Annotated in this window: 17 protein-coding genes; 9 read left to right on the top strand and 8 right to left on the bottom strand. The window is 33.0% G+C overall.

Translation table 11 applies throughout. The features are described from left to right. Nucleotide 1: 1 nt before the first annotated feature. The 8 genes from AVL50_RS19330 to AVL50_RS19295 all read right to left on the bottom strand — a co-directional run bounded on the left by AVL50_RS19330 (nucleotide 2) and on the right by AVL50_RS19295 (nucleotide 10,711). Nucleotides 2–1,135 carry a hypothetical protein gene (locus AVL50_RS19330; RefSeq protein WP_157491447.1) on the bottom strand — a complete coding sequence of 378 codons (1,134 nt, stop codon included), beginning with the start codon at nucleotides 1,133–1,135 and terminating at the stop codon, nucleotides 2–4. Nucleotides 1,136–1,145: 10 nt separating this feature from the next. Next, nucleotides 1,146–4,163 carry a hypothetical protein gene (locus tag AVL50_RS19325; protein ID WP_062618132.1) on the bottom strand — a complete coding sequence of 1,006 codons (3,018 nt, stop codon included), beginning with the start codon at nucleotides 4,161–4,163 and terminating at the stop codon, nucleotides 1,146–1,148. A gap of 12 nt (nucleotides 4,164–4,175) precedes the next feature. Continuing rightward, nucleotides 4,176–6,839 (bottom strand): hypothetical protein, encoded by a 2,664-nt coding sequence (locus tag AVL50_RS19320; RefSeq protein ID WP_062618131.1) that lies wholly within the window; start codon nucleotides 6,837–6,839, stop codon nucleotides 4,176–4,178. Then, nucleotides 6,839–7,018: a hypothetical protein gene (locus AVL50_RS19315; RefSeq protein ID WP_062618130.1), complete on the bottom strand. Its 180-nt coding sequence runs from the start codon at nucleotides 7,016–7,018 to the stop codon at nucleotides 6,839–6,841. The genes AVL50_RS19320 and AVL50_RS19315 overlap by 1 nt, the downstream gene beginning before the upstream one ends. A gap of 209 nt (nucleotides 7,019–7,227) precedes the next feature. After that, the gene (locus AVL50_RS19310; protein WP_062618129.1) at nucleotides 7,228–7,689 is read right to left on the bottom strand and encodes a phage tail protein; all 462 of its coding nucleotides are present in this window, start codon (nucleotides 7,687–7,689) and stop codon (nucleotides 7,228–7,230) included. 20 nt (nucleotides 7,690–7,709) lie between these two features. After that, entirely contained in the window at nucleotides 7,710–9,194 is a 1,485-nt protein-coding gene (locus AVL50_RS19305) for a phage tail sheath C-terminal domain-containing protein (RefSeq protein ID WP_062618128.1), read from the bottom strand. A gap of 126 nt (nucleotides 9,195–9,320) precedes the next feature. Further along, the gene (locus AVL50_RS19300) at nucleotides 9,321–10,178 is read right to left on the bottom strand and encodes a hypothetical protein (protein ID WP_062618127.1); all 858 of its coding nucleotides are present in this window, start codon (nucleotides 10,176–10,178) and stop codon (nucleotides 9,321–9,323) included. A gap of 14 nt (nucleotides 10,179–10,192) precedes the next feature. Continuing rightward, nucleotides 10,193–10,711, bottom strand: coding sequence for a Pvc16 family protein (locus AVL50_RS19295; protein WP_062618126.1), 519 nt, complete (start codon nucleotides 10,709–10,711; stop codon nucleotides 10,193–10,195). 1,080 nt (nucleotides 10,712–11,791) lie between these two features. Here AVL50_RS19295 and AVL50_RS19290 point away from each other — a divergent pair. The 9 genes from AVL50_RS19290 to AVL50_RS19250 all read left to right on the top strand — a co-directional run bounded on the left by AVL50_RS19290 (nucleotide 11,792) and on the right by AVL50_RS19250 (nucleotide 21,706). After that, nucleotides 11,792–12,376, top strand: a complete 585-nt coding sequence (locus tag AVL50_RS19290; RefSeq protein ID WP_062618125.1) for a TetR/AcrR family transcriptional regulator — start codon at nucleotides 11,792–11,794, stop codon at nucleotides 12,374–12,376. Between the two features lie 3 nt (nucleotides 12,377–12,379). Beyond that, nucleotides 12,380–13,654: a TolC family protein gene (locus AVL50_RS19285; protein ID WP_062618124.1), complete on the top strand. Its 1,275-nt coding sequence runs from the start codon at nucleotides 12,380–12,382 to the stop codon at nucleotides 13,652–13,654. Nucleotides 13,655–13,683: 29 nt separating this feature from the next. Then, nucleotides 13,684–14,601, top strand: a complete 918-nt coding sequence (locus AVL50_RS19280; protein WP_062618123.1) for an HlyD family secretion protein — start codon at nucleotides 13,684–13,686, stop codon at nucleotides 14,599–14,601. A 6-nt stretch (nucleotides 14,602–14,607) separates the two neighbouring features. After that, the gene (locus AVL50_RS19275) at nucleotides 14,608–15,528 is read left to right on the top strand and encodes an ABC transporter ATP-binding protein (protein WP_062618122.1); all 921 of its coding nucleotides are present in this window, start codon (nucleotides 14,608–14,610) and stop codon (nucleotides 15,526–15,528) included. Between the two features lie 2 nt (nucleotides 15,529–15,530). Next, complete coding sequence (locus tag AVL50_RS19270; RefSeq protein WP_062618121.1) at nucleotides 15,531–16,277, top strand: ABC transporter ATP-binding protein; 747 nt, start codon at nucleotides 15,531–15,533, stop codon at nucleotides 16,275–16,277. Nucleotides 16,278–16,279: 2 nt separating this feature from the next. Beyond that, entirely contained in the window at nucleotides 16,280–17,398 is a 1,119-nt protein-coding gene (locus AVL50_RS19265; protein WP_062618120.1) for an ABC transporter permease, read from the top strand. A gap of 56 nt (nucleotides 17,399–17,454) precedes the next feature. Continuing rightward, nucleotides 17,455–18,579 carry an ABC transporter permease gene (locus tag AVL50_RS19260; RefSeq protein ID WP_062618119.1) on the top strand — a complete coding sequence of 375 codons (1,125 nt, stop codon included), beginning with the start codon at nucleotides 17,455–17,457 and terminating at the stop codon, nucleotides 18,577–18,579. 159 nt (nucleotides 18,580–18,738) lie between these two features. Next, entirely contained in the window at nucleotides 18,739–19,263 is a 525-nt protein-coding gene (locus AVL50_RS19255) for a hypothetical protein (protein WP_062618118.1), read from the top strand. A 1,840-nt stretch (nucleotides 19,264–21,103) separates the two neighbouring features. Next, nucleotides 21,104–21,706 carry a sigma-70 family RNA polymerase sigma factor gene (locus AVL50_RS19250; RefSeq protein WP_062618117.1) on the top strand — a complete coding sequence of 201 codons (603 nt, stop codon included), beginning with the start codon at nucleotides 21,104–21,106 and terminating at the stop codon, nucleotides 21,704–21,706. The last annotated feature ends 278 nt before the right edge of the window (nucleotides 21,707–21,984 follow it).

The raw sequence follows: 21,984 nt of genomic DNA, 5'->3' as shown, positions 1-21,984 counted from the left end.
ATTAGTTTTTTCTAAACTCTAATACATATTTGAACTTTAACAATGAAGATGTCAACGTTAAATATTGATCATCTCCAGGCAAATAATCAACACCTATTAATCTACTATCCACTGAGTTAATAAACTCTTCATGAGATAATACATCACCTGAGCCATTGATTGTAATATTGTGGTATTTGATTTCAGAGTCTCCTTCAAGTGGAGATGTTACGATAAAGTAATTTTCCTTACCAATTAGATATCCCAATTCAGTTCCACCATAATCATATTCAATCTCTTTAGCTTCACCTGAAGAAGGCATCCAAAAAAGTTTATCTTCTTTACCTTCACTTTTTGCTAAACCAACTATTCCATTATATAGCCATGTGGCATCTGTAAAGTAATAGTCATCGACAGATAAAAAGTTTACTGATTCAATAAGTCCCAACTCAGGGTCAATTGTGTATTCGGCAACTTCTTCTTTTGTTTCAAATTCTTTGATTTCCCAAACAAGTGCTTTAACCTTTCCATTTTCTTCTTTGATTTCTTTGGGAAGAATATATTGTGATAATCTATCGTTCATTTTCTCCCATAGCAATTCCCCGTCAGTTGAGAAACCGGCTAGATAAACTTTCTCCCCTCCACTTCTGAGACTTCCTCTTCCAACAACAATAATTCTATCTCCAACTTTTTGAATTAGATTAATAACACCCTCAGAAAACTCTTCATTTTTCCATTTAATTTCTAATGGGTCATTAAAAGAGCTTTCGCCTTTCAAAAACTTGAGCCACATAAATTCATTATCATGTGTCCCTCCCACATAGATAGTATCTTTATCATAGTTTATCGAAGAATAAATGGACCCAACACTATCATCTGTATAAGTTATAATTGGTTCACCTACATTATTTAAAACAGCAATATATCCCTGTCCTTCGTCCCAAGTTTTTACATCCAAAAAATTGATGGAAGAAACATCAGACTTCTCATTCCTAACACCCGTAATCAGATAATCGTTATCATAATTCACTAAGTTTTTAGCAAGGTAATTTCCATCACTACTAAGTATCTGTAATGATTCATCACGTAAGCCTGTTTTCTCGTTTAAACAACTACTAAAAAGTAGTATTAAGATTAAAAAATGAAGTTTTTGCATGTTAATGTCATTAGTTGAAATGATAGAAAGTTGAATCATATTCAATCTCATCACTTACATATTTATCCCAATCTTCAGTTGATAAAATATTACTGTTTACATGTGATAGGTTGTCTAGCTGATCTTCAATAGTTAATGACCATTTCTTAATTCTACCAATCTTATCACCTGTAATTAAATGCTGACCGTCAATTGAAAAAGTTAAGGCTGTTAACCAAACATCTTCTGTAATCAATAGTTTCTCTTTTTGAGGGTCATTAATATCCCATAGTCTGATATAACCATCAAAACCTGCAGTTGCTACAAGATTATCTTTTGTTGGGTGAACTGCAATATGATTTACTCTTGCTTTATGATTATCAGTTTTGAAAGTATTCGTCCACTGATCACCGTCTTTCACCCAACACATGATTTCTCCAGATTCAGTTCCTACCCATAAATTATCACCTTTCTTAGTCATAGACCAGATGTGATGACTTCCAACAGAAAAGGAAGAAATTACACGTTCAGCATCTTGTGACAATTCGATTATCTCTCCTTTTCTTGAAGAGATAAATATATTTTGTGTTTCTTCATCGTAAAGTGAAGTAGTAAGTTCTCCGAGTTTACCTACTGCCGCATTATCAATTTCACGATAAGAATATTTATCATTCTTCTTATTCCATTTAGTAACTGTTCCATTGACGTCAAAAACAATAAATACCTCGTCCTCCAATCGATATACCCCCAATACAGATTCATCTGCTAAAGATTTAATAATTGTTTCCGTTGTCGAATTTGCTATATCAAATTGAACTAAAGAATTACTGTAATTGAAATAATCAATTTTATGGTTTTGGGTAGGCTTCACCATACCTCTTACTACACCTTCAACTTGATTGGCAGAACTAACATCAGCAGATAGCTCAATTAAACTATTCGTTGACATTGCTACCCAAATTTTTTGGTCATGCTGAATAAACTCTCTCACCATTCCTTTAGATTGTCCGACTAAATTATAACTATCACCTTCGTAATGCTTAACGGCATTATGAAAGGCAGCATAAAATTCAGCTTCAAAACCATCGCCATCATTATTGATATAACCTATCATTGCTTGCTTTGCCAATAAATAACGGATTTCATCATCATCCACTTGATAAGAGTTCAATGCCATAGCCCTTGCAGTTGATAAGTTTTGCAATCTGTTTGCTCTTAAGTTGGCACTCTCAGCACGCCTTTGAGCTTTAGTTGCTTGGAACATTGCTTCTGTTGCCTTTTCTTTTTGAACGTTTGCTTCCTTAAATGATGCTTCAGCTTGCACCATTGCATCCAAAGCTTTCTTTTTCTGCATTCTTGCAAGAATGGTAGCTCTCTCCGCTCTTATTTTCTCCTTCTCCGCCTTTTGTTTTTCAACTTGTGCTTTTACTTTTTCTTCCTCAGCAATCTTACGGTTACCTTCTGCAATTCTTTGAGACTCTTCAGCTTTAATTCTTGAAGCTTCCGCCTCTTCTTTCTTCTGTTCAGCTTGCTTACTTTTTTGATAAGCATGTGTACCTAATAGAATTCCTCCTAATCCCAAAAACAAGAAAATAACAACAAGTATTCTTGATATTTTTGTTCTTCTTTTTTGAATCAGCTTTGTTCTTTCCAGTTCCTTGATTTCTTCTTTTTCAGAAAATGACAAGAACTCCATTGTTCTCTCATAAGAAGCATTATGTCTAACACCCCACTCATAAGTAGGCTGTTGTTCTTCTCTCCAGTTAATAGTAATCTGAAGCTCAGGCTGTCTTAATCTTGACCTATTGCCTTTTTGATATTCCTCAGCATCTTCAGCTAACTTTAAATACCTCTTTATAGATTCTGTTTCTTTCAGAGTCCACTCTTTCAGTAAAGCCCAAGAACGCATTAGTGATTCGTGAGTAATATCAATTACTGATTGCTCATAAATTTCAATATGTTCTCTAGGTTGTAAGAAGGCTCTTTCCTTTTTTCTGAATGTATCAATTACTTCTTTTAAAATAGTAATATCCTCAATTCCTGTAATTTCAATAATTCGTTGCAAAGAAGAAGGATTTCTTACACCTTTTCCCTCTTTATTAATTGTTGTGATACAACGGAATATCTTTTCACAAACTACTTTCTGCTCATCATTTAAAGTATTAAAAACTTCATTGGCATGAATAGAAAGACTTTCCTTGATACCTCCTACAGAAAGGTAATTTTTGGGTTTTATCGGTTCTGATAAGATTTGCTCATTTCTCCAATGCTCAAAAGTTCTCATCATTGCATGTTGCATTGAAGGTAATTGATCTTGCTTATTTCCTAAATCCTGAAGGATTAATTCTACCAATTCATCATTAATGCCTACACCTACCCATTCTAAAGGTTTAATTATCGCTTCTTTCTTCTCCTCAATCGACATTTGAGGAATCAAAAACTGACTTTGATTGATACATTGCGTTAAAGTTGGGTAATCTGCACAATTTCCGATAAAATCAGAACGCATTGTAAGCAAGATATGAAAATTGGAAACGGGTGATGTAGCAAGTAATACTATCAATTCTACAAACTTCACAATCTCCAAGTCCATATTATTGGTCCTTAGATCATAGCTAAAAAGTTCCTCAAATTGATCGATATACATCACAGGTATCTGTGTATGATTTAATCGGCTATAAAACTCAAAAAATGAAGTACCATCTACCAAAAGACTTTGGAAAATGGTCAATCTCACATCATCACTTTCTTCTTTAAAAACTTCATCCACCAACTTTCTCAATGGACCGTGAGTTCCTGGTGTAAAAATATAAGTAATGTGATCTAACCTACTTTCCAGTAAAGGGAAAATACCACAGAAAATAAATGAGGATTTACCAATACCTGATCTACCTAAAACTGCAGAAAAGCGGTGTTCCATCAATTTATTCACTACTTCTTCTACATGTTTTTCTCTACCAAAGTATAAATGTGCTTTGTCTCTTGAGAAAGGTTGCAACCCTAAAAAAGGGTTTTCCAATTGTGATATTTCTATTGTACTTGTCTTCATTTTTGGGTTCTATTAATGTAAAAGTGATAGCATATTGTCCCTTAGTATTACTTGATCTTCTTTTGAAATATCATTTGATTTCAATTGAGACAAGTAAGATTCAAAAGTGTAATATTGTTCTGGCTCAAGCCACTTTGTATTAACTTGAATGTGAGCTGCAGTTTCCTCACGACAAAGATTTTGCATCATTACCTTAAATTCATTGTTTCTAAATCGATGAGAAATACAAGGAAAAACAATGGAAATTGTGAAGTTGAAAAACTGCTCAACAACACGCTCAACACCATCTTGTTGTTGAACAGAAGCATTATCCAAGGTAATATGTCTGCTTACTTTGCGGTCTAAACTGACTGTATCAAATTTATCAGAGAGGTAATTGAATAACCGCTCTTTATCTTTATGAATTTTCTGAACAGATTCATCATCATACATCCCTATGCAGTTCAATCCAAATTCAGGAACTTTGAAAAGCATTCTAAAATTACCGTCATTCAATCTTTCTACATCAAAGCGATCAAATTCAGTGAAATAGGTAGGTAAAAGTTTCATAAGCTGTTCTCTTTTTTCAAAATCAAGAGAAACATCACTCATTAAAATATGTTCTTGTTCTTCGTTCAAAACATAAACACCAAAACACTCTTCCTCTGTTGACGGTTGAAGGTTTGGGTGCTCTACAATTTGAAAACTTTCAAATTCATCATGAAGTCTTAATATTCTCTTGTGAAGGGCTACTAACATTCTTTCAGCTTCATCCCAAGTAGAATACGTTTCCAACTGTAGATAATTGGATTTTTCAGCACTGTGATAAACAATTCCATATTGCTTATCCACTGTTTTGACCACATATAAGTTTTTAGAATAAATGCACTGATGCATCAAATCTAAAGTCAGATGATCTTTGATAAGTTGTTCTGCCTTACGAGGGTTTACTATAAGATCTGTATCAATACAATCAAATGTATGTCCCTCTAAAGTATCATATTCTTTAATTGCTCTTTGTGTATTCCATTCCTCAAATTCAAAAAGTGAGTTATTTGAATCAAATAAAAGTGGAGGCTGATCTAAAGCAATAGATGCGTCATTATTTTTACCTACTCCTGTAAAGAGCATTAGGCGTAGGTGCAATGGAGTAATACCCCAATCTCCCAAAGATGAATTTACTTTTTGTACACTTGATTTTGAACTAAGTAACAACGGTATATATCTTAAAAAATAGGCTTTAAAAAAGATCAGACGTTGTATTATTTCATCTTGAGAGTGATAAGGTGTAAATGAACTGATCAATTCGTTATCAAATTTTTCGCCATGTACACCTATTAGGTAATCAAGGATTCGATTTTTCTTCTTGTCATTATTGAAATGAGCTGATTTTAAAAACCCTTGTTCACTGTATGTTAGATCATCATTTGAAACCAGACCTTTCGCTGAAAATAATTTAGGAAGGTCATACAGCTGAGCAAAAAACTCATTGCTTTGGTTTTCAAAAAAATTGATGAATGTCTTAAATTGGTCGACTGCTCTTTTTCTTTCTGAAGTAGCTCCTCTAGTTAGACCAAATTTTCCTACGCCATACACTGTAGGAAACATTTCTTTTAGGTTTAATGATTTTAGGTATTTATTAGGAATAGGGTTAGTTTTTGAAATAACAGACGTTGTTTTTCTTCTCTTATTCCCTTTTGACAAACCTTCTTTTGAAGCTTTTAATTGATCCAATAATGCATATACCTTTTCAAAATCTATCTGTGTGATTAGAATTCCATTTTTCAAAAAGTGAATACTTTGTATATCATCTTCATCAAAAATTGGTATTGCATTTTCAAGTTTCAAAAGAGAATTTTCTTTTATCCCTTCTGATAGTAAGCTTAAGTTTTTTACACCAACAACATCTTCAATTTCCATTAAGGTTCTGATCACTGCAGAAGTTAAAATTGAAGACTGTCTATCATGTAATTGTTCTTCTTGAATGAAACCCCTGCCTAAAAGAGGTCCTTCAAATATTTTAGAAGTAGTTTTATCCTGTCCAATGAGTTCTTCATAAGAAGACATCACCACTTGCGGAGAAAAAAATCGATTGAGCCCATAAAGTGTTTTCGCAAAAACATCTTCTACAGCTACATCTGTAACAATTTCAATATCTGCCTGCACTACTACTTTTGTTTCTTTAGCAGTAGTGATACTCATTACTTTTTCACAGTAATTTCTATATTGCTGCGCATGTTCCAGAATATTGTCCAATAAAACTTCCTCATCAATTCTACCTTGATATTGAGTTTTAAATTTTACAATGAGTTGATATTGCCCTTCAAAAGAAGTGACATCTGAAGAAACTGGTTCAATCCAAATATTTTCGATTTCCACAAATTTATCGATCAATACCTTTCGCAAGTCATTCATCGTCACAGGAAGTACAGAAAAAGCTTCTTCCTGTGTTAGAATTGCAGATTTATAAGGAGCATAAGTAAGGTAGTTTTCAATACCTGAAGCAGCACGAATACTCATCTCAGTCATCCCAGTTGACAAATATTCTAATAAAGTCACACCTGGATCATGAGTATCAAAGTCCGTCCACTTCTCATTTTGAAGTGTCGCTAAAAACTTTTTTGCTTCATTTAATAGTACATAGGGGTTACCCTCTTTTACTATATCAAATGGTATTAAATCCTCTTTCGCACTCATTACTTATTATCGATCTCCTCTTTTTGTTTTTCCTCCAATAACTGAAGGTTGGTTTCTGCATTGATTCTACCAATAAGCTGGTATACTTTCTCAAATGGAAGCTTTCCTAACCCTCCTATTATCAACTGTAATTCCTCTAACGTGAATGATAAACTCACTTTTTTGTTACTTTCTTCCATGTTTAAAAATCATCAATGTGATTAATCAGTAAAGAAGAAGCAGAAACAATTCACATTGTTTCATACTTCTTCTGAGAGAAATAGTATAGTATGTTCAAAACTTTCCTTTAATGAAAACTCTGCCCTACTGAATATTTATAAATATTCCACTAGTTATAAAACCAGTCGATAGAGACCTTCAAAACTGAAAATTGATGTTCTAAACAGGTTTAAGCGATTTCTTGCATCAAGCCTTCGTGTGCTAATTCAATCGTCTCAATTGCAATACCGTTATCTTCGGCATTCAAGTCTGGAGCTGAAAGTTTCACAGGGAAAGCATTAGTTAAAGTCCATTTGAACACAGGGTTACCCATTGTATCCATCAAAGTAATTGTTACTAGACGCTTGTGCTCCTCAAAAGATCCATTCTCATTACGAGCATCTTTTACTTGCTGGAACCAATCAAATAGATAATTATTACCATTATAAAGACCTCTTTTAATAGTAATGTTGCTCACTTTTTGTAAGCCAGGAACTTTCATCTTAACGTCTGTTGGATGATCACCTGTTCTATATTCAATAAATTCCACTTCTGATTCTAAGCCAGTAACTTCTTGAGCACTAACTTCTTCTCCACCTAAATCTACAGTGAAGCGAAACTTTGGAATTGGATATTCTAGCTCTTGTGCCATTTCTTATTCTCGTTTAAAAATTATGATTGTAACTGTTGTTGGAAAGTCAATACGATAAATTCAGCTGGTCTTGAGATAGCAACTTTTACACTTACTTTCATCATACCATCTAAAATATCAGTTTGTGTCATTGTAGATCCTAATCCAACGTCTACAACGAATGCATCAGACTGGCTAGTACCAACCAAAGCACCTTGATTCCAAAGTGTAGTTAGGAAAGCATCGATTGATCCTTTAACAGCTACCCAAGTCATTGGTGTGTTAGGCTCAAAAACATAGCTTTTCACACTAGCTTTTACTGAATCCTCAATAAATGACATTGTTCTACGAACGTTAATGTAACGCCAATCTTGAGAGTTGCCATCTAGAGTTCTTGCTCCCCAAATTACTGTTCCTTCTCCTGCGAAAGAACGGATAGCATTTACAGACTTACCACCAACAGTAAGGTTAAGGTCTTCCTGATCTTCGTTTGTTAGAGAAACATATGGAGATGCTACGCCTGCTAAACCTTCGTTTGCAGGTGCTTTCCATACACCTTGAACAGCATCAACTCTAGCATAAGCACCTACAATAGCTCCTGAAGGAGGTAATACGTTAAGTTTATTTGCCAAAGCAACCATCAACGCTTTGTAAGTAGGAGAAATCGATTTTAATGTCTGATGTAAATCAGCGTTATAACCATCTGCCTCCAATAAACCTTGAATCTCAGTTGCTGCTTCTTGTTTCTTTCTGTCGTTATCGTACAATAACTCTGCTTCGTCTGTTAAGATTTCAACAATTTGCTCAACTGAATCAAAGTGAACATAAGAGAATTCTTTATCAGATACTACAGTAGCGTTTAACCAAGGGTAGTATGCAGCACCATGCTTCAATCCTACTTTACCAAGGTTATTTCTGAAGTTATCAATAGCATCCTCTTCATCATATGAACGTGCTGATAAACCATCTTGTACATCAAGTACAGCGAATCTGTTATCATCAGCTTCACAATGTTGTAACATCTCTTGTTGTACTCCAGCACATGCTTGAGCAGCCAAAGCTACTGCATCTGGAATAGCAAGAAGTGTAGGTTCAGTAGCAGTCTTTAAAGTACGGATACCTCTAATGATTTTATCACTATCGACTTCTTCTCCGTAAACTCCAACTGAAACGATGTAAGCTTTACCACCTCCATTTGTAAAGAAAAGGCGTAAGCTATCGTATAAGAAATATCTATCTTCAGCTGTGAACAGCTCATATTTCTTATCACCAACTTTAATATCTGATTCAGAAGCTGTTGTTTCTTGAAGAGCATATGTAGGCACCCAAGCTCTACCATATAACTTTTCAAAAGCATCTAAAGAATCGATCACGGTTGGAACGTTTTGTAATGGTTTCCCATTTTTGTCTGCTTTCTCAGTGTATCCAACAAAAGCAGGAATAGCTGTGGGCGAAGCTACAATTGAGCTGCCGAAAGCATTCTTCTCTTGAATGTAAACACCCGGCGTTGCAATTCTAATAGCCATGATGACAATTGTTTTGTTTTTCGTTAAAAAATTAACTGCTGTATAATAGTTAGCATTTGCATTGGGAAGAAGTTGCCATCACTTGGATTGAAGAAATGACCGTTAGTTTTTTAACCCATTGAAATACTACATATTCATTATCCATTGAGGTTCTTTTGTTTTTGGATCAAAGTTTAAATTCCCTGTCGTAGGTGATGGCAAAGCTTGTTTGATAACCTTCCATTCTCCCTCCATCAAAACACTTAACTGCAATTGTCTCCCTTTGAGAACCAATGGCGAAGCACTTGTGGTTACAGAAGAAATAAACTCCAATTTCCCCTCATTTATAATCTGCTTATATTCTTTTTCTCCTTTCGGAACTAAAAGCTTATATTTTTCAAATACTGGTTTTTGAATAACATACTTGAATTTTAATTTTCGACTATTGATTGCTAAATCAACCACCCAAGGTTTGTATGTCTTTTCCAGGTGCGTTAAACAATCCACAAAAGATTTCTTACTTAGTTTAACAATAGCAAAAATTGACTGAAGTTGAGCATACTGCACTGGTAACTCATGAGCACCAATCTGATCAAAAGATTTCAATTTACTACTCGTAGTCAAGGCCTGATTAAATTGTAATTGAGCTGATTTCTTGTCAAAAACAATTTCTCCCTGAAAAAGGGTATCCTCCATATTCTCTAATGGAAAATCTGCCAAGTAATAACTTTCTATTGATTTGTAGGAAACGGAAAAATAAAGGTATTCATCATCCAATTGTTCTAAAATCAAAAGGCTCCTTTGAATGTCTCCTTGTGCAATACTGCTTTGCCATTGATTATCAATAGGTCGATGGATTGCACCAATCTCCCTTAAAAGATTTTCAGTACTGTTTAGAGGCTTAATATCAAAAAAAGGAATATCAGTATCGAAACCTGAAAAGTTTGTTTTTAAGCTCAGTACAGGCAGGAAACGTATCGAAGTTATTTTTTGTAATGATGCCATGATTTACATTATGTTTACCAGCCGGCTAAACTTCCTCCTATTGGTGCAGTGGTTGCATTTTTGATAGTCACCATTCTACACTCGTAAAAAACAGTAGGTATCTTTTTCATACCCATGCTAATAAACACACCTGAAAGATCTTTATCTTCCATGTTAAACATCTTGAAATTCATCTGTCTTAAACCTTCAATACCAGGACCATTTTCAGGTGTATAAGTATGGTTTGCAGTAAAAAAAGCAATAACATCCGATAGAATGCTTAAGGATTCCAAGTAATTGTCATTATTGGAAACGGAAAACATGTACTTCAAATTCAAGGCAGTAGCATTAGGTTGCATCTTGACGGTGCCATAAATCTCTTCTGATAAATTAATCAAGTTAATTAGCAGTAAAGACTCACCTGCAGCATTCATAACATGCACTTCCCCTTCAGCTCCAATAATGGGACCTACATGAACCTTAACATTTTTTCCTGATGTTGAAATTAGATCAATTAGTTCGTTTTGTAAAAACTCAGTCAGTATAGAAATCATCAGCTGTTTGGTTTTTTAGCGTTTACTTTTTAAGTACTTCTAAGAGTATTTCTTATTATTTTCTTTCGAATTGCTTGATATTAAAACGTTAATTAGAGAGTTCTACTTTGCTTTAATTGGTTTCTTCTCAAGAGTATTAAATAATAACCTTTTGGATTTGTACCTATTCCATCTTGTTGAAAGATGAACGTTATAAACGATATTAATTTAATTTATTGTTGAAACGGTTTGTCCATTAGACTTTTGAGTCTCAGTCCTGTTACTGAACTCGATCACAAAATACACAAAACATTTCGGACAAATGATATAGATTTTTTAATAAATTTTGAACTTTTTGTTATAGGTATTAACAATAACCTGCTTTTGTCAAAGTTTGAGATTATTTACTGTAACATATTTATTGTCAGTCTATAATAATGTTATCATGATCTGTATATAATATTGTAACATTGAAAACACCTAGCATCTTTAAGTTTGTTCTTCATATTCTAAAAGTTTTTAATTTTAGCGTTTGAATTGAGAAACGTACACTGTAAAAAAAATAGTTTACCTGCTGTATTATGAAGTAAAAAATGTAATCATTTTACTTTCGCAATTCGAATGTAATGTTTAATCAAAAAAATAAAAATAAACGACGCGATATATTTTCAATAAAATGAAAATATATTCATACTTCACAATAGAATCTAAGAATAGTAATATTTTAAAGTCCTTTTGAAATAATTTCTTCGTCTAAACAAATAATTTCATCTTTCAACCTGTTTCATTAAATTGAGTAGGAAATAAGCGTAAAAGTCGAATTACATAACATTACTTCGAGATTTAAAAGCAACAATTTTATTCTTATTAAGGGGAATAATCTTGATTTAAGAGCAGATGAGTCATTTGGGCTTAACTATTAGCAAGACTGAGTGACCACTCCTATAATTCTTAGAATTGTAATATTTAAATAATGCAATCAAAACTTAAGAAAGTATACTAAATAAGTAATCATAAAAATATACTTTAACTTTTTGGTTAAAAAAATTGACTCATGTTAACCATATGGTTAAATTGGTAATTCATCAACCAAATAGTTAAATGGATTCCAAAGAAAAAATACTTGAAGTGGCCAGAGATATCTTTCAAAAGAAAGGAAAGAGTGGAACAAGAATGCAAGAGATTGCAGATGCGGCTGGTGTAAATAAAGCCCTCCTGCATTATTACTTTAAAAACAAGGAAGGATTATTTAAAGAGGTCTTTGTGGGATTGATTCGAAAAATGCTCCTTCCTTTAAAACAAGAGTTGTTTCAAAAAGAACTTCCTCTTGATAAGAGAATTCAAAACTTTGTAGACGGTTACATTGACTCTCTCAAAGAAAATCCACTCCTTTTGACCTTTATTCTTGGGGAACTCACAATGAATAAAATGCCATTAACTCCTCCTCCTGAAATAGCTGAAGGTATCATGAAATTGGGAATGGAACTGAAAAACGATGAGGAGTTTAAACACATAGACCCTTTTCAATTGACAACTACAGTACTAGGAAGTTGTGTATTCCCATTTATTGCAAAACCAATGCTTCTTGGATTAGGGCTTGAAAAAACAACCACTTTCGAAGAATTCCTTGAAGAAAGAAAAAAAATACTTCCTCAAATCATCCTTTCCGGAATTATGATCAAATAAAGAATGAAACGTATACTAATTTTATTATTGTTTGGGTTTAGTTATCAACTACTCGGACAAACCACCATCACTTTTAAACAAGCAGAACAAGAAGCTTTGGAAAAGCATCCCATTTCTCAGCAAAGAGAAATGTTTGAAAGAATCCACGCCAATGAAGTAGAATCAATCCAGAAAAATAAACTACCCCAATTCAACCTTCAAGGTCAAGTAGGATACTTTTCTGACGTTGTTGCTCCTACTGATCCTGAGGTGGCACAAATTGGGTTATTTCCTGAAATCCCCAAAACACAATGGCAAACTTATGCCTCTGTAGATTATTTACTTTATGATGGAGCCATCAAAAAGAAAAGGTTAGCCGACAAGGACGCTGACTTTAATATCAAATTACAAGAAAATGAAGTCAGCCAATTCAAAATAAAAGAATCTGTATCTCAGATTTATTTCGCTGCCTTAAGTTATCAAGAACAAGAACTTCTAATTAAAGAAGGTGTAATTAAGGAAATTGAAAATCAATTAAAAGAAATTGAAACACTTGAAAAGGGTGGTGTCGTTCTCCCTAATACAACTGATGCGTTGAGAGTGGAATATCATAAGGCTAAACAAAAACTTCTCTCTATTCAGGCTCAAAAAAAGGGTGCACTAAGAGTACTTGGAATTTGGTTGGAAAGAGAAAATGAATGGAATGAATTTGTATTGGTTAGACCTACAATTCTCAATCAAAACTCAACTGCTATTAACCGCCCTGAGTTAAAAATGTATCAGCTTCAATCTTCTAAAATGGATAGAAGTAAAGACCTATTGCAAACCGAAAGAATGCCCAAAATTTCTCTTTATGCTTTAGGTGGATATGGCAATCCCAATCCTTATAACTTCTTTGAAATTAATGGGGACACTTTTTATCAATTTGGTGTAAGAGTGAAGTGGTCTCCATTCGATTATGGAAAGAATAAAAAAGAAAGACAGATTACTCAAATTCAGAAAGAGGTGATTGATTCTGAATTGGAAACTTTTAATAAAAGCTTAAATATTCAAATCTCACAAATTCAGTCCCGTATTGATCAACTTAATAGCTTAATCTTGGAAGATCATGAAATAATAAAAATTCATGAAAGAAAAACGAAAAGGTCAAAAGGAGCTTTGGATAATGGCGCAGTTACTTCCTCTGAGTACATTTCTTCATTAAATGCCATGGTTGATGCCAAGTTAAACCTCTCTAACCATGAGCTTGAGTTATTGCAGACTCAATATCATTTAGCAATGACAAAAGGACTCCTTTAACCTTCCTTTCACTTTTAAAATCAATTCTAATGAAAAATATATCAATTCATCCCCTATCATTATTAATTAGTATCGCCATAACAGGAACCTTTTTCAGTTGTAATTCAAGTGATGAGAAATCTGACGCCTACGGAAATTTTGAAGCAGTAGAAGTAATTATTTCTTCTGAAGGTCAAGGTAGAATTATCAATCTTGATATTGAAGAAGGTGACAAAATAAAAAATGGAGAAACTGTTGGACAGATAGACACGGTGCTACTTCAGTTGCAAAAAGAAGAGGTAGAAGCCAATATTGCTGCACTTGGATCAAGGGTAATGAGTATTCATGAACAAATTGCAGTGTTTGAAGCACAGAAAAAGAAACTCTTAATTGATAAAGAAAGGTTAGAAAAACTCTTCGCCAATGAAGCGGCAACGCAACAACAACTAGATAATGTAAATTCATCCTTAGCTATTAATGAAAAACAGCTCGAAGCGACAAAAAGGCAAATTAAGGATTCTAATAAAGCGACGATGAGTCAGTATGAACCTTTGAGTCGAAAAGTAGATCTGATCAATGAACAAATTAGTCGTTGCAAAATCATCGCCCCTGTTAAAGGCACAATTTTACAGAAATTTGCGGAAGAAGGTGAAATGACTTCCATTGGAAAACCTCTTTATAAAGTAGCAGATCTTTCCACTTTAAAAGTAAAAGCATATACATCCGCTTCACAATTGTCTACTATTAAAGTAGGACAAAAAGTAACTGTTTTAACTGACACTAAAGAAGGTGCAATGAAACAAACTCAAGGTGTAATTGAATGGATTTCTGATAAAGCTGAATTCACTCCTAAAACAATTCAAACAAAAGAAGAAAGAGTAAGCCTTATTTATGCTTTTAAAGTAAAAGTAGAAAACAAGGACGGTTTTTACAGAATTGGGATGCCTGCTGAAGTTAACTTTAAATAATGCATTATGGCGGTTATTGAAGTAAAAAACTTAAGAAAAAGCTATGGGGAGGTGAAAGCTCTAAAAGGGATTTCTTTTGATGTAAAACAAAATGAAATATTTGGTCTGATTGGACCAGATGGAGCTGGTAAATCCACATTGATTAGAATATTAAACTCTCTGATCCTATCAGATGAAGGGCATGTTTCTGTAATGGGAAAAGACCCGAATAAACAGTATCAATACATCCGGAATCACATCGGTTACATGCCTGGGAGATTTTCATTATATGAAGATTTATCTGTGAAAGAGAATTTGGAGTTCTTTGCCACAATTTTCGGTACTACTATTAAAAAGAGTTACAATTTAATAAAGGATATTTACCAACAAATTGAACCTTTTAATGATAGAAAAGCAGGGGCTTTATCAGGGGGAATGAAACAAAAACTAGCCTTGTGCTCAGCTTTAATACATTACCCAAAAGTTTTGTTTCTTGATGAACCCACTACAGGAGTTGATCCTGTTTCCAGAAAAGAGTTTTGGCAAATCATTAAGGGACTGCATCAACACAACATAACCATCATTGTTTCTACACCTTATATGGATGAAGCAGATCTTTGTGATAGAGTGGCATTGATGAATGATGGGGAAATACTTAGAATTGACACCCCACAGAATGTAGCTAGTTCTTTGGGCAAAACTTTATATGCTTTAGAAACTAATGAAGGGAATTACAAATTAATCAAAGCACTGAGAGAATATCCATATATGGATAGTGTATTTCCGTTTGGAGAAAAATTGCATTATACAGACCAAAGAGAAAATGATATTTCCAGTGAGTTAAATAGCTACCTCAAAGATAAAGGTTTTAGTAAAATCAGTATTGAGAGAATAGCCTCAAATACTGAAGATGTTTTCATCCGATTAATGAACAATCAAAAGCAGTAGTTATGGATTCAGAAAAAATAATTGAAACAACAAAACTTACCAAAGCTTTTGGTGACTTCAAAGCAGTTAATGAGATCTCTTTTGATGTGAAAAAAGGAGAAATTTTCGGTTTTCTAGGTGCTAACGGAGCTGGTAAATCCACTGCTATGAAAATGTTGACCGGGCTTCTTTCACCCACTTCAGGTGAAGCAACTGTAGCTGGTTTTGATGTTTTTACCCAACAAGAAAAAATCAAGAAAAACATTGGCTATATGAGTCAGAAATTTTCTTTGTATGATGATTTGAGCCTTTTGGAAAACATTAAGTTTTTTGGAGGAATTTACGGTCTATCCAAAGAACAACTCAACGAAAGAGGTAACACTATGATTGAAAGGCTAGGGCTTTCTGATGTTCGGAATAAACTATTAAAAGAAGTGCCTTTGGGTTGGAAACAGAAGATTGCATTTTCTGTAGCCACACTACATCAACCTAAAATTGTTTTTCTTGATGAACCTACAGGAGGTGTTGACCCTATCACAAGACGCCAATTTTGGGAAATGATTTATGAAGCTGCTGACAATGGGACTACCGTTTTTGTTACGACACATTATATGGATGAAGCAGAATATTGTAACCGTATTTCTATGATGGTAGATGGACGTATTGCTGGCTATGGCTCTCCAAAAGAGTTGAAATCTGATTTCAACTCTGAAAATATGGATGAGGTTTTCGTGAAAATTGCAAGAGGTGAAAATTATAAACTCCAATAATTATGTTTGATCGATTAAAAGGAATAATCAAAAAAGAATTCTATCATATTTTTAGAGATCAACGTACATTATTGATCTTGTTTGGAATTCCTATTGTACAAATCGTTTTATTTGGTTTTGCGATCTCCAATGAGATTAAGAATGTGAAGATTGCAGTGCTTGATTTATCAAAAGATGAACATAGTACTCAAATCACTGACAAAGTGTTATCTACCTCCTATTTTGATTTAGACAGTTACCTTACAACTTTTGATGAGATAGATGATGGTTTCCAGAAAGGTAGAATTAAAGCCGCATTGGTTTTCCCTCCAAAATTTGGGGAAACCCTAAGAAAAGAGAATAAAGCCGATGTACAAATCATTTCTGACGCCACAGATCCCAACACAGGTACACAAATAGGTAGTTATTTACAATTGCAAGTACAGCAGTATTTGATGGAACAAGAATTAAAAATTACTTCAATGCCTCCACCTGCTCTTATTAATACAGAAGTTGAAATGAGGTATAATCCAGAGCTTAAATCTGTATACATGTTTGTACCTGGACTCATTACGATTATATTAATGCTGGTCTGTACCATGATGACATCAATTGCAATTACAAGAGAGAAAGAAACTGGAACTATGGAGGTACTTCTGGCTTCGCCTATGCATGCTTCTATCATATTGTTAGGGAAAGTTATTCCTTATCTTCTACTCTCCTTTGTCAATGCTTCCTTTATCATTGCTTTGGGGAAATTTATTTTTGAAGTACCAGTTATGGGAAGTTATGCCTTATTGATTGGAGAGATCATTTTGTACTGTTTGGTAGTTTTAGCATTAGGAATCTTTGTTTCTACAGTTGCGGAGACGCAGCAACTCGCATTAATGATTTCATTATTTGCCCTTTTTCTACCTACAATGCTACTGTCTGGTTTCATTTTCCCCATTGAAAATATGCCACTTCCGCTTCAAATAGTTTCAAAGATTGTCCCTGCAACTTACTTTAATATCATCATCAAAAGTATAATGCTCAAAGGAGCTACTTTAAGTTTTATATTAAAGGAAACATTGATCTTGGTTGGCATTTTCTTCTTACTAATGGGTGTAAGTATAAAGCGCTTTAAAATCAGATTGGAATAACAACAGGTTTGACTTGGGTTAAAACATCTTGTATTAATTATTTCAATCAAAATCTTATGAGTGCATTAAAATTCATTCTCCAAAAAGAATTCAAACAAATATTTAGAGACAAAGGAATGTTGCCTATCATTTTTGTAATGCCTATCATGCAATTAATGGTCCTTTCTTTTGCCGCCACTTTTGATGTAAAAAACATACAACTAGAAATAGTAGACAGAGATCATTCTCAATTATCTCAATCTTTAATAGAAAAGTATGAAGCTTCAGCATATTTTAATATAGTTGAGTTTAAACATGCCACCGACACTAAAGGAACATCACTGCAAGAAGGCTCAGTAAATATCAGTCTTGAAATCCCTAATGATTTTGAAAAAAGTTTGACACAAAACACACCTGTCTCTTTATCTGCTAAAGTAAATGCAATAGACGGTATGACAGCTGGTATTTCGGCATCTTATGCTCAATCTATCATTCAAGAATTTAGAGAAGAGTACATTAATAAGAACAAAGCACTTCTTGCTCAAAACAAAACACCTTTCAAAGTTAATTTTTCCATGCAAAACTGGTACAATTCTACACTCAACTACAAGTTTTACATGGTACCAGGATTACTTGTCTTATTAGTAAGTATGATTGGGATGTTCCTGACTTCAATGAATATTGTAAAAGAAAAGGAAATTGGAACCATCGAACAACTAAATGTAACGCCAATTACCAAAGGAGAATTTATACTGGGAAAGGTTTTGCCATTTTGGTGTATAGGCATGTTTGTTTTAAGTCTTGGCTTGATCATCGCAAAACTTGCTTTTAGCGTTCCTATGCTGGGGCCAATTTATTTGATTTTTCTTTTTGCCATGTTATACCTTCTAGTCGTTTTGGGAATTGGGTTGTTTATATCAACACTAGCAGATACACAACAGCAATCCATGTTTATTGCTTGGTTTTTCATGGTCATTTTTGTTTTGCTCAGCGGTATGTTTACCCCTATTGAAAATATGCCGGTATGGGCACAGCAGATTACTTACCTAAATCCTTTCAGGTATTTTATTGAAGTGATGAGAAGTGTTTTACTGAAAGGAGCTACTTGGGATGATATCAAAATAAATTTCCTGATCATAGGGATCTATGCCATCATCATTAATACGATGTCTGTTCTTGCTTATCGAAAAACAAATGGGTAAAACAGTAACTCAAAAGTTACAATTACTCTCTCTTCTACAAGACTTTTGTCATTCATTTGAGTAAATCGAATGATTAATCTGTATGAATTGTCATTCTATAGCATTAAAAATTGATATACACGAATGTGGTTACTAATATTGCATCAAATTTTTTAGGATATGACAACAGACATAGCAGATTTATTAAAAATGACAATTCCAGCTGGATTTGTCTTATACGGTGCTTTCTTTATTGTAAAAATGTTTTTACAGAAAGAATATGATACTCTTTCAATAAAAGTGAAGAGTAGTCAGATAGAACAGACTTTACCTTTGAGGTTACAAGCCTATGAAAGATTAGCCTTATTTCTAGAAAGAATTACTTACAGAGAATTATTAGACAGAATCAACTATGATGAAATCTCTGCAACACTTTTCCAACAAAGCTTACTGATCACTATCAGAGATGAGTTCAACCATAATCTCTCTCAGCAGATATATGTTAGTCCAGAACTTTGGGAAATGATCAGAGGTGCCAAAGAAGAAAGTATTTCCTTTATCAATAACGTTGCAAAAGATCTTCCTGAAAATGCTTCAGGTTTTGATTTAGCTAAAGCACTGTTAGAAAAAAGTATAAGTGATGAAGCATCTGCTTTAGATGTCTCATTAATGAAGCTGAAAGAGGAAGTTGGTACTTTATTTTAAAGAAATTCACACTCATTAATTAGCATTACCTTTTGTTAAATAGAATATTGAAACGGATAGATTTACTTTGCGTTAAGTTAATTAAACAAAGAGAACAACAACTTATCATTGTATAAGTTTCAAGATATATAAGATTAAGAGTAATAGTTAGTTTTTGGGTTATGAGAAAGAGTTTGAAGTTTCTTCGGACTCTTTTTTTATGCATGAAAAGTGAAGTGTGAAAATTAAAATATTTATCTAAAATTACTTTAAAATTCATTCACAAAAATAACACAACCACAAGAAACATCTCCCGTTTGTATAATTATAAAAAGATAAAAAAGTACAAGTAATACACTTGAAATCAAAGATATATAAAGAAAAGAGTAATAGTTAGTTTTTGGGTTATGAAAAAGAGTTTGGAGTTTCTTCAAACTCTTTTTTTGTTTACAGCAGTAGACAAAACCTTTAGATTTTATTCACAAATAACGTGAAACATGAATGACGATTCACCGTTAAAACAATTATAAAATTTGATTTAAACATGTCGATAAAGGCATCTAAAAATATAAAAGTTAAGAGTAATAGTTAGTTTTTGGGTTAGGAAAGAGTTTGGAGTTTCTTCAAACTCTTTTTTTGTATTCAATGTTAAATTCTAATACGGTTTTAGACATAATCAAAAAAAGTTTCTTCGTTAAAATTTGTTCACACAAATATTAGAACAGTGAATGATGATTCACCGTTAATATAGATGTAAGTTGATTAAAAGAGGCTCATTTAAAATGAGCATAAGATATATAAGAAAAGAGTAATAGTTAGTTTTTGGGTTAGAAAGAGTTTGAAGTTTCTTCGAACTCTTTTTTTATACATTTTATTTTCTAAGTCACGTTGAGAAAAAAGTTCAAACATTAAAACTTGTTCACGCAAAGCACCAAACCCTTCTCTACAACAGGACGTTTATAATAATGTAAATATTGAAAAATCAATCACTTTTCAAGGTGATTTAAAGATATATAAGAAAAAGAGTAATAGTTAGTTTTTGGGTTAGGAAAGAGTTTGGAGTTTCTCCGAACTCTTTTTTTATACACTAAAATTAGGTTTTACTGTTACCCTCAAATCAAAAAAAATCGCTTTACAAACGTAAAAAAGCATCAAAACAAAAAAAGTAGCAGTATTAAAATTTGTTCACTTAAATCACTAAACCTGACCTCTATATGTACCGTTAATTCAATTGTAAGTTTTGAAAAAACAATCACTTTCTGAGGTGATTTTAAGATATATAAGAATAAGAGTAATAGTTAGTTTTTGGGTTATGAAAAAGAGTTTGAAGTTTCTTCGAACTCTTTTTTTTGTATACATTTTTTTCTAGAAGGGTAGAATTTCATCAATCAAAAAAAACGAAGAAAGAAAAGTTCAACTATTAAAGTTTGTTCACTGAAAATGACAAACCTAGCATATCTATAGACCGTTTATTGTAATGTAAATTTTGAAAAAACGATCACTCTTAGAAGTGATTTTAAGATATAAAAGAAAAAGAGTAATAGTTAGTTTTTGGGTTATGAATAAAGAGTTTGGAGTTTCTTCAGACTCTTTTTTTTATTATTCTCAAATCGTAACCTTAAGTGCAACAGCTCCCCTTTCAAACCTTTCATTGACTAGATTCAACACAATTGCTCGTTGTTATGGAAATATAACAAAACAATGAACAAACATTCATTTTTTAATAAACCTTAGAAATAGTATTTATATTTGATTTTATAGCTCATAGGAAAATTTATTTTATTATTTTGCGGGAAATAAGATATAATGAAGATTTCTTAATTATGAAATCAATTTTAAACTATCATTTGTAACCACCACTATGTCAGCTGAACAAGCAATAACAGAATATCGTCCATTATTGTATGCCGTAGCCTATAGGATACTTGGAGTAGCCAGCGATGCTGAGGATATGGTGCAAGACACTTTTATCAAAATTCTTAAGGTTGATCTCTCTAAGATTGCAGACATTAAGAATTACCTAATAAAGACAATCACTAATACGTGTTTAAATCATCTTGAAGCATTAAAGAGAAAAAAAGAACACCTAGTTGATAATTGGGCAAACATTACCCATAACTTCCATTTTGATCCTATCGAACACTGGTCATCAGACAAAGCCACTGAAATTTCTGAAGGTCTTAGAAATATGATGAAAAAATTAAATGATGCTGAATTGGGAGTTTACCTTATGAAAGAAGCATTTAATTTAAATTATAATGAGATCACTGAAATTGCTAGAAAAAAAGCAGACCACTGCAGACAGCTTTTTCATAGATCAAAACAGAAGTTAGAGGAAGGAAAAGATAAATTCAATGTCGATCCAGAGCGACATTTTCAGATTTATAAAAAGTTTCAACAAGCCAACAAAGACGGCGAAGTCAGAAATCTTGTTGATTTTATTTTTGGAAATAAGAAAAAGTAATAAAAGTTGAAAAAAATATCGTTAATAAGTTTTAGCAACCCAAATCAATTAACAAGTTGTTAAACACCAAACATTAAAAGTATTTTTTTCCACTCTACAAAAGCATTACATTCATAATAAAGGGGTTACAGATACAATATTCTGTAACCCCTTTATTTTTTTGGATAAACTACTGAAATAAAGGTTTTTGATACACTTATATTTGGTTGCATTTTGTGTAAAATTGCCAACAAATAATGATATTTATCATTCCACAAGACAAACTATGTAAGTACGTT

Source organism: Flammeovirga sp. SJP92, from assembly GCF_001583495.1.
Lineage (GTDB): Bacteria > Bacteroidota > Bacteroidia > Cytophagales > Flammeovirgaceae > Flammeovirga.
This window is presented reverse-complemented; position numbering and strand designations above follow the sequence as displayed.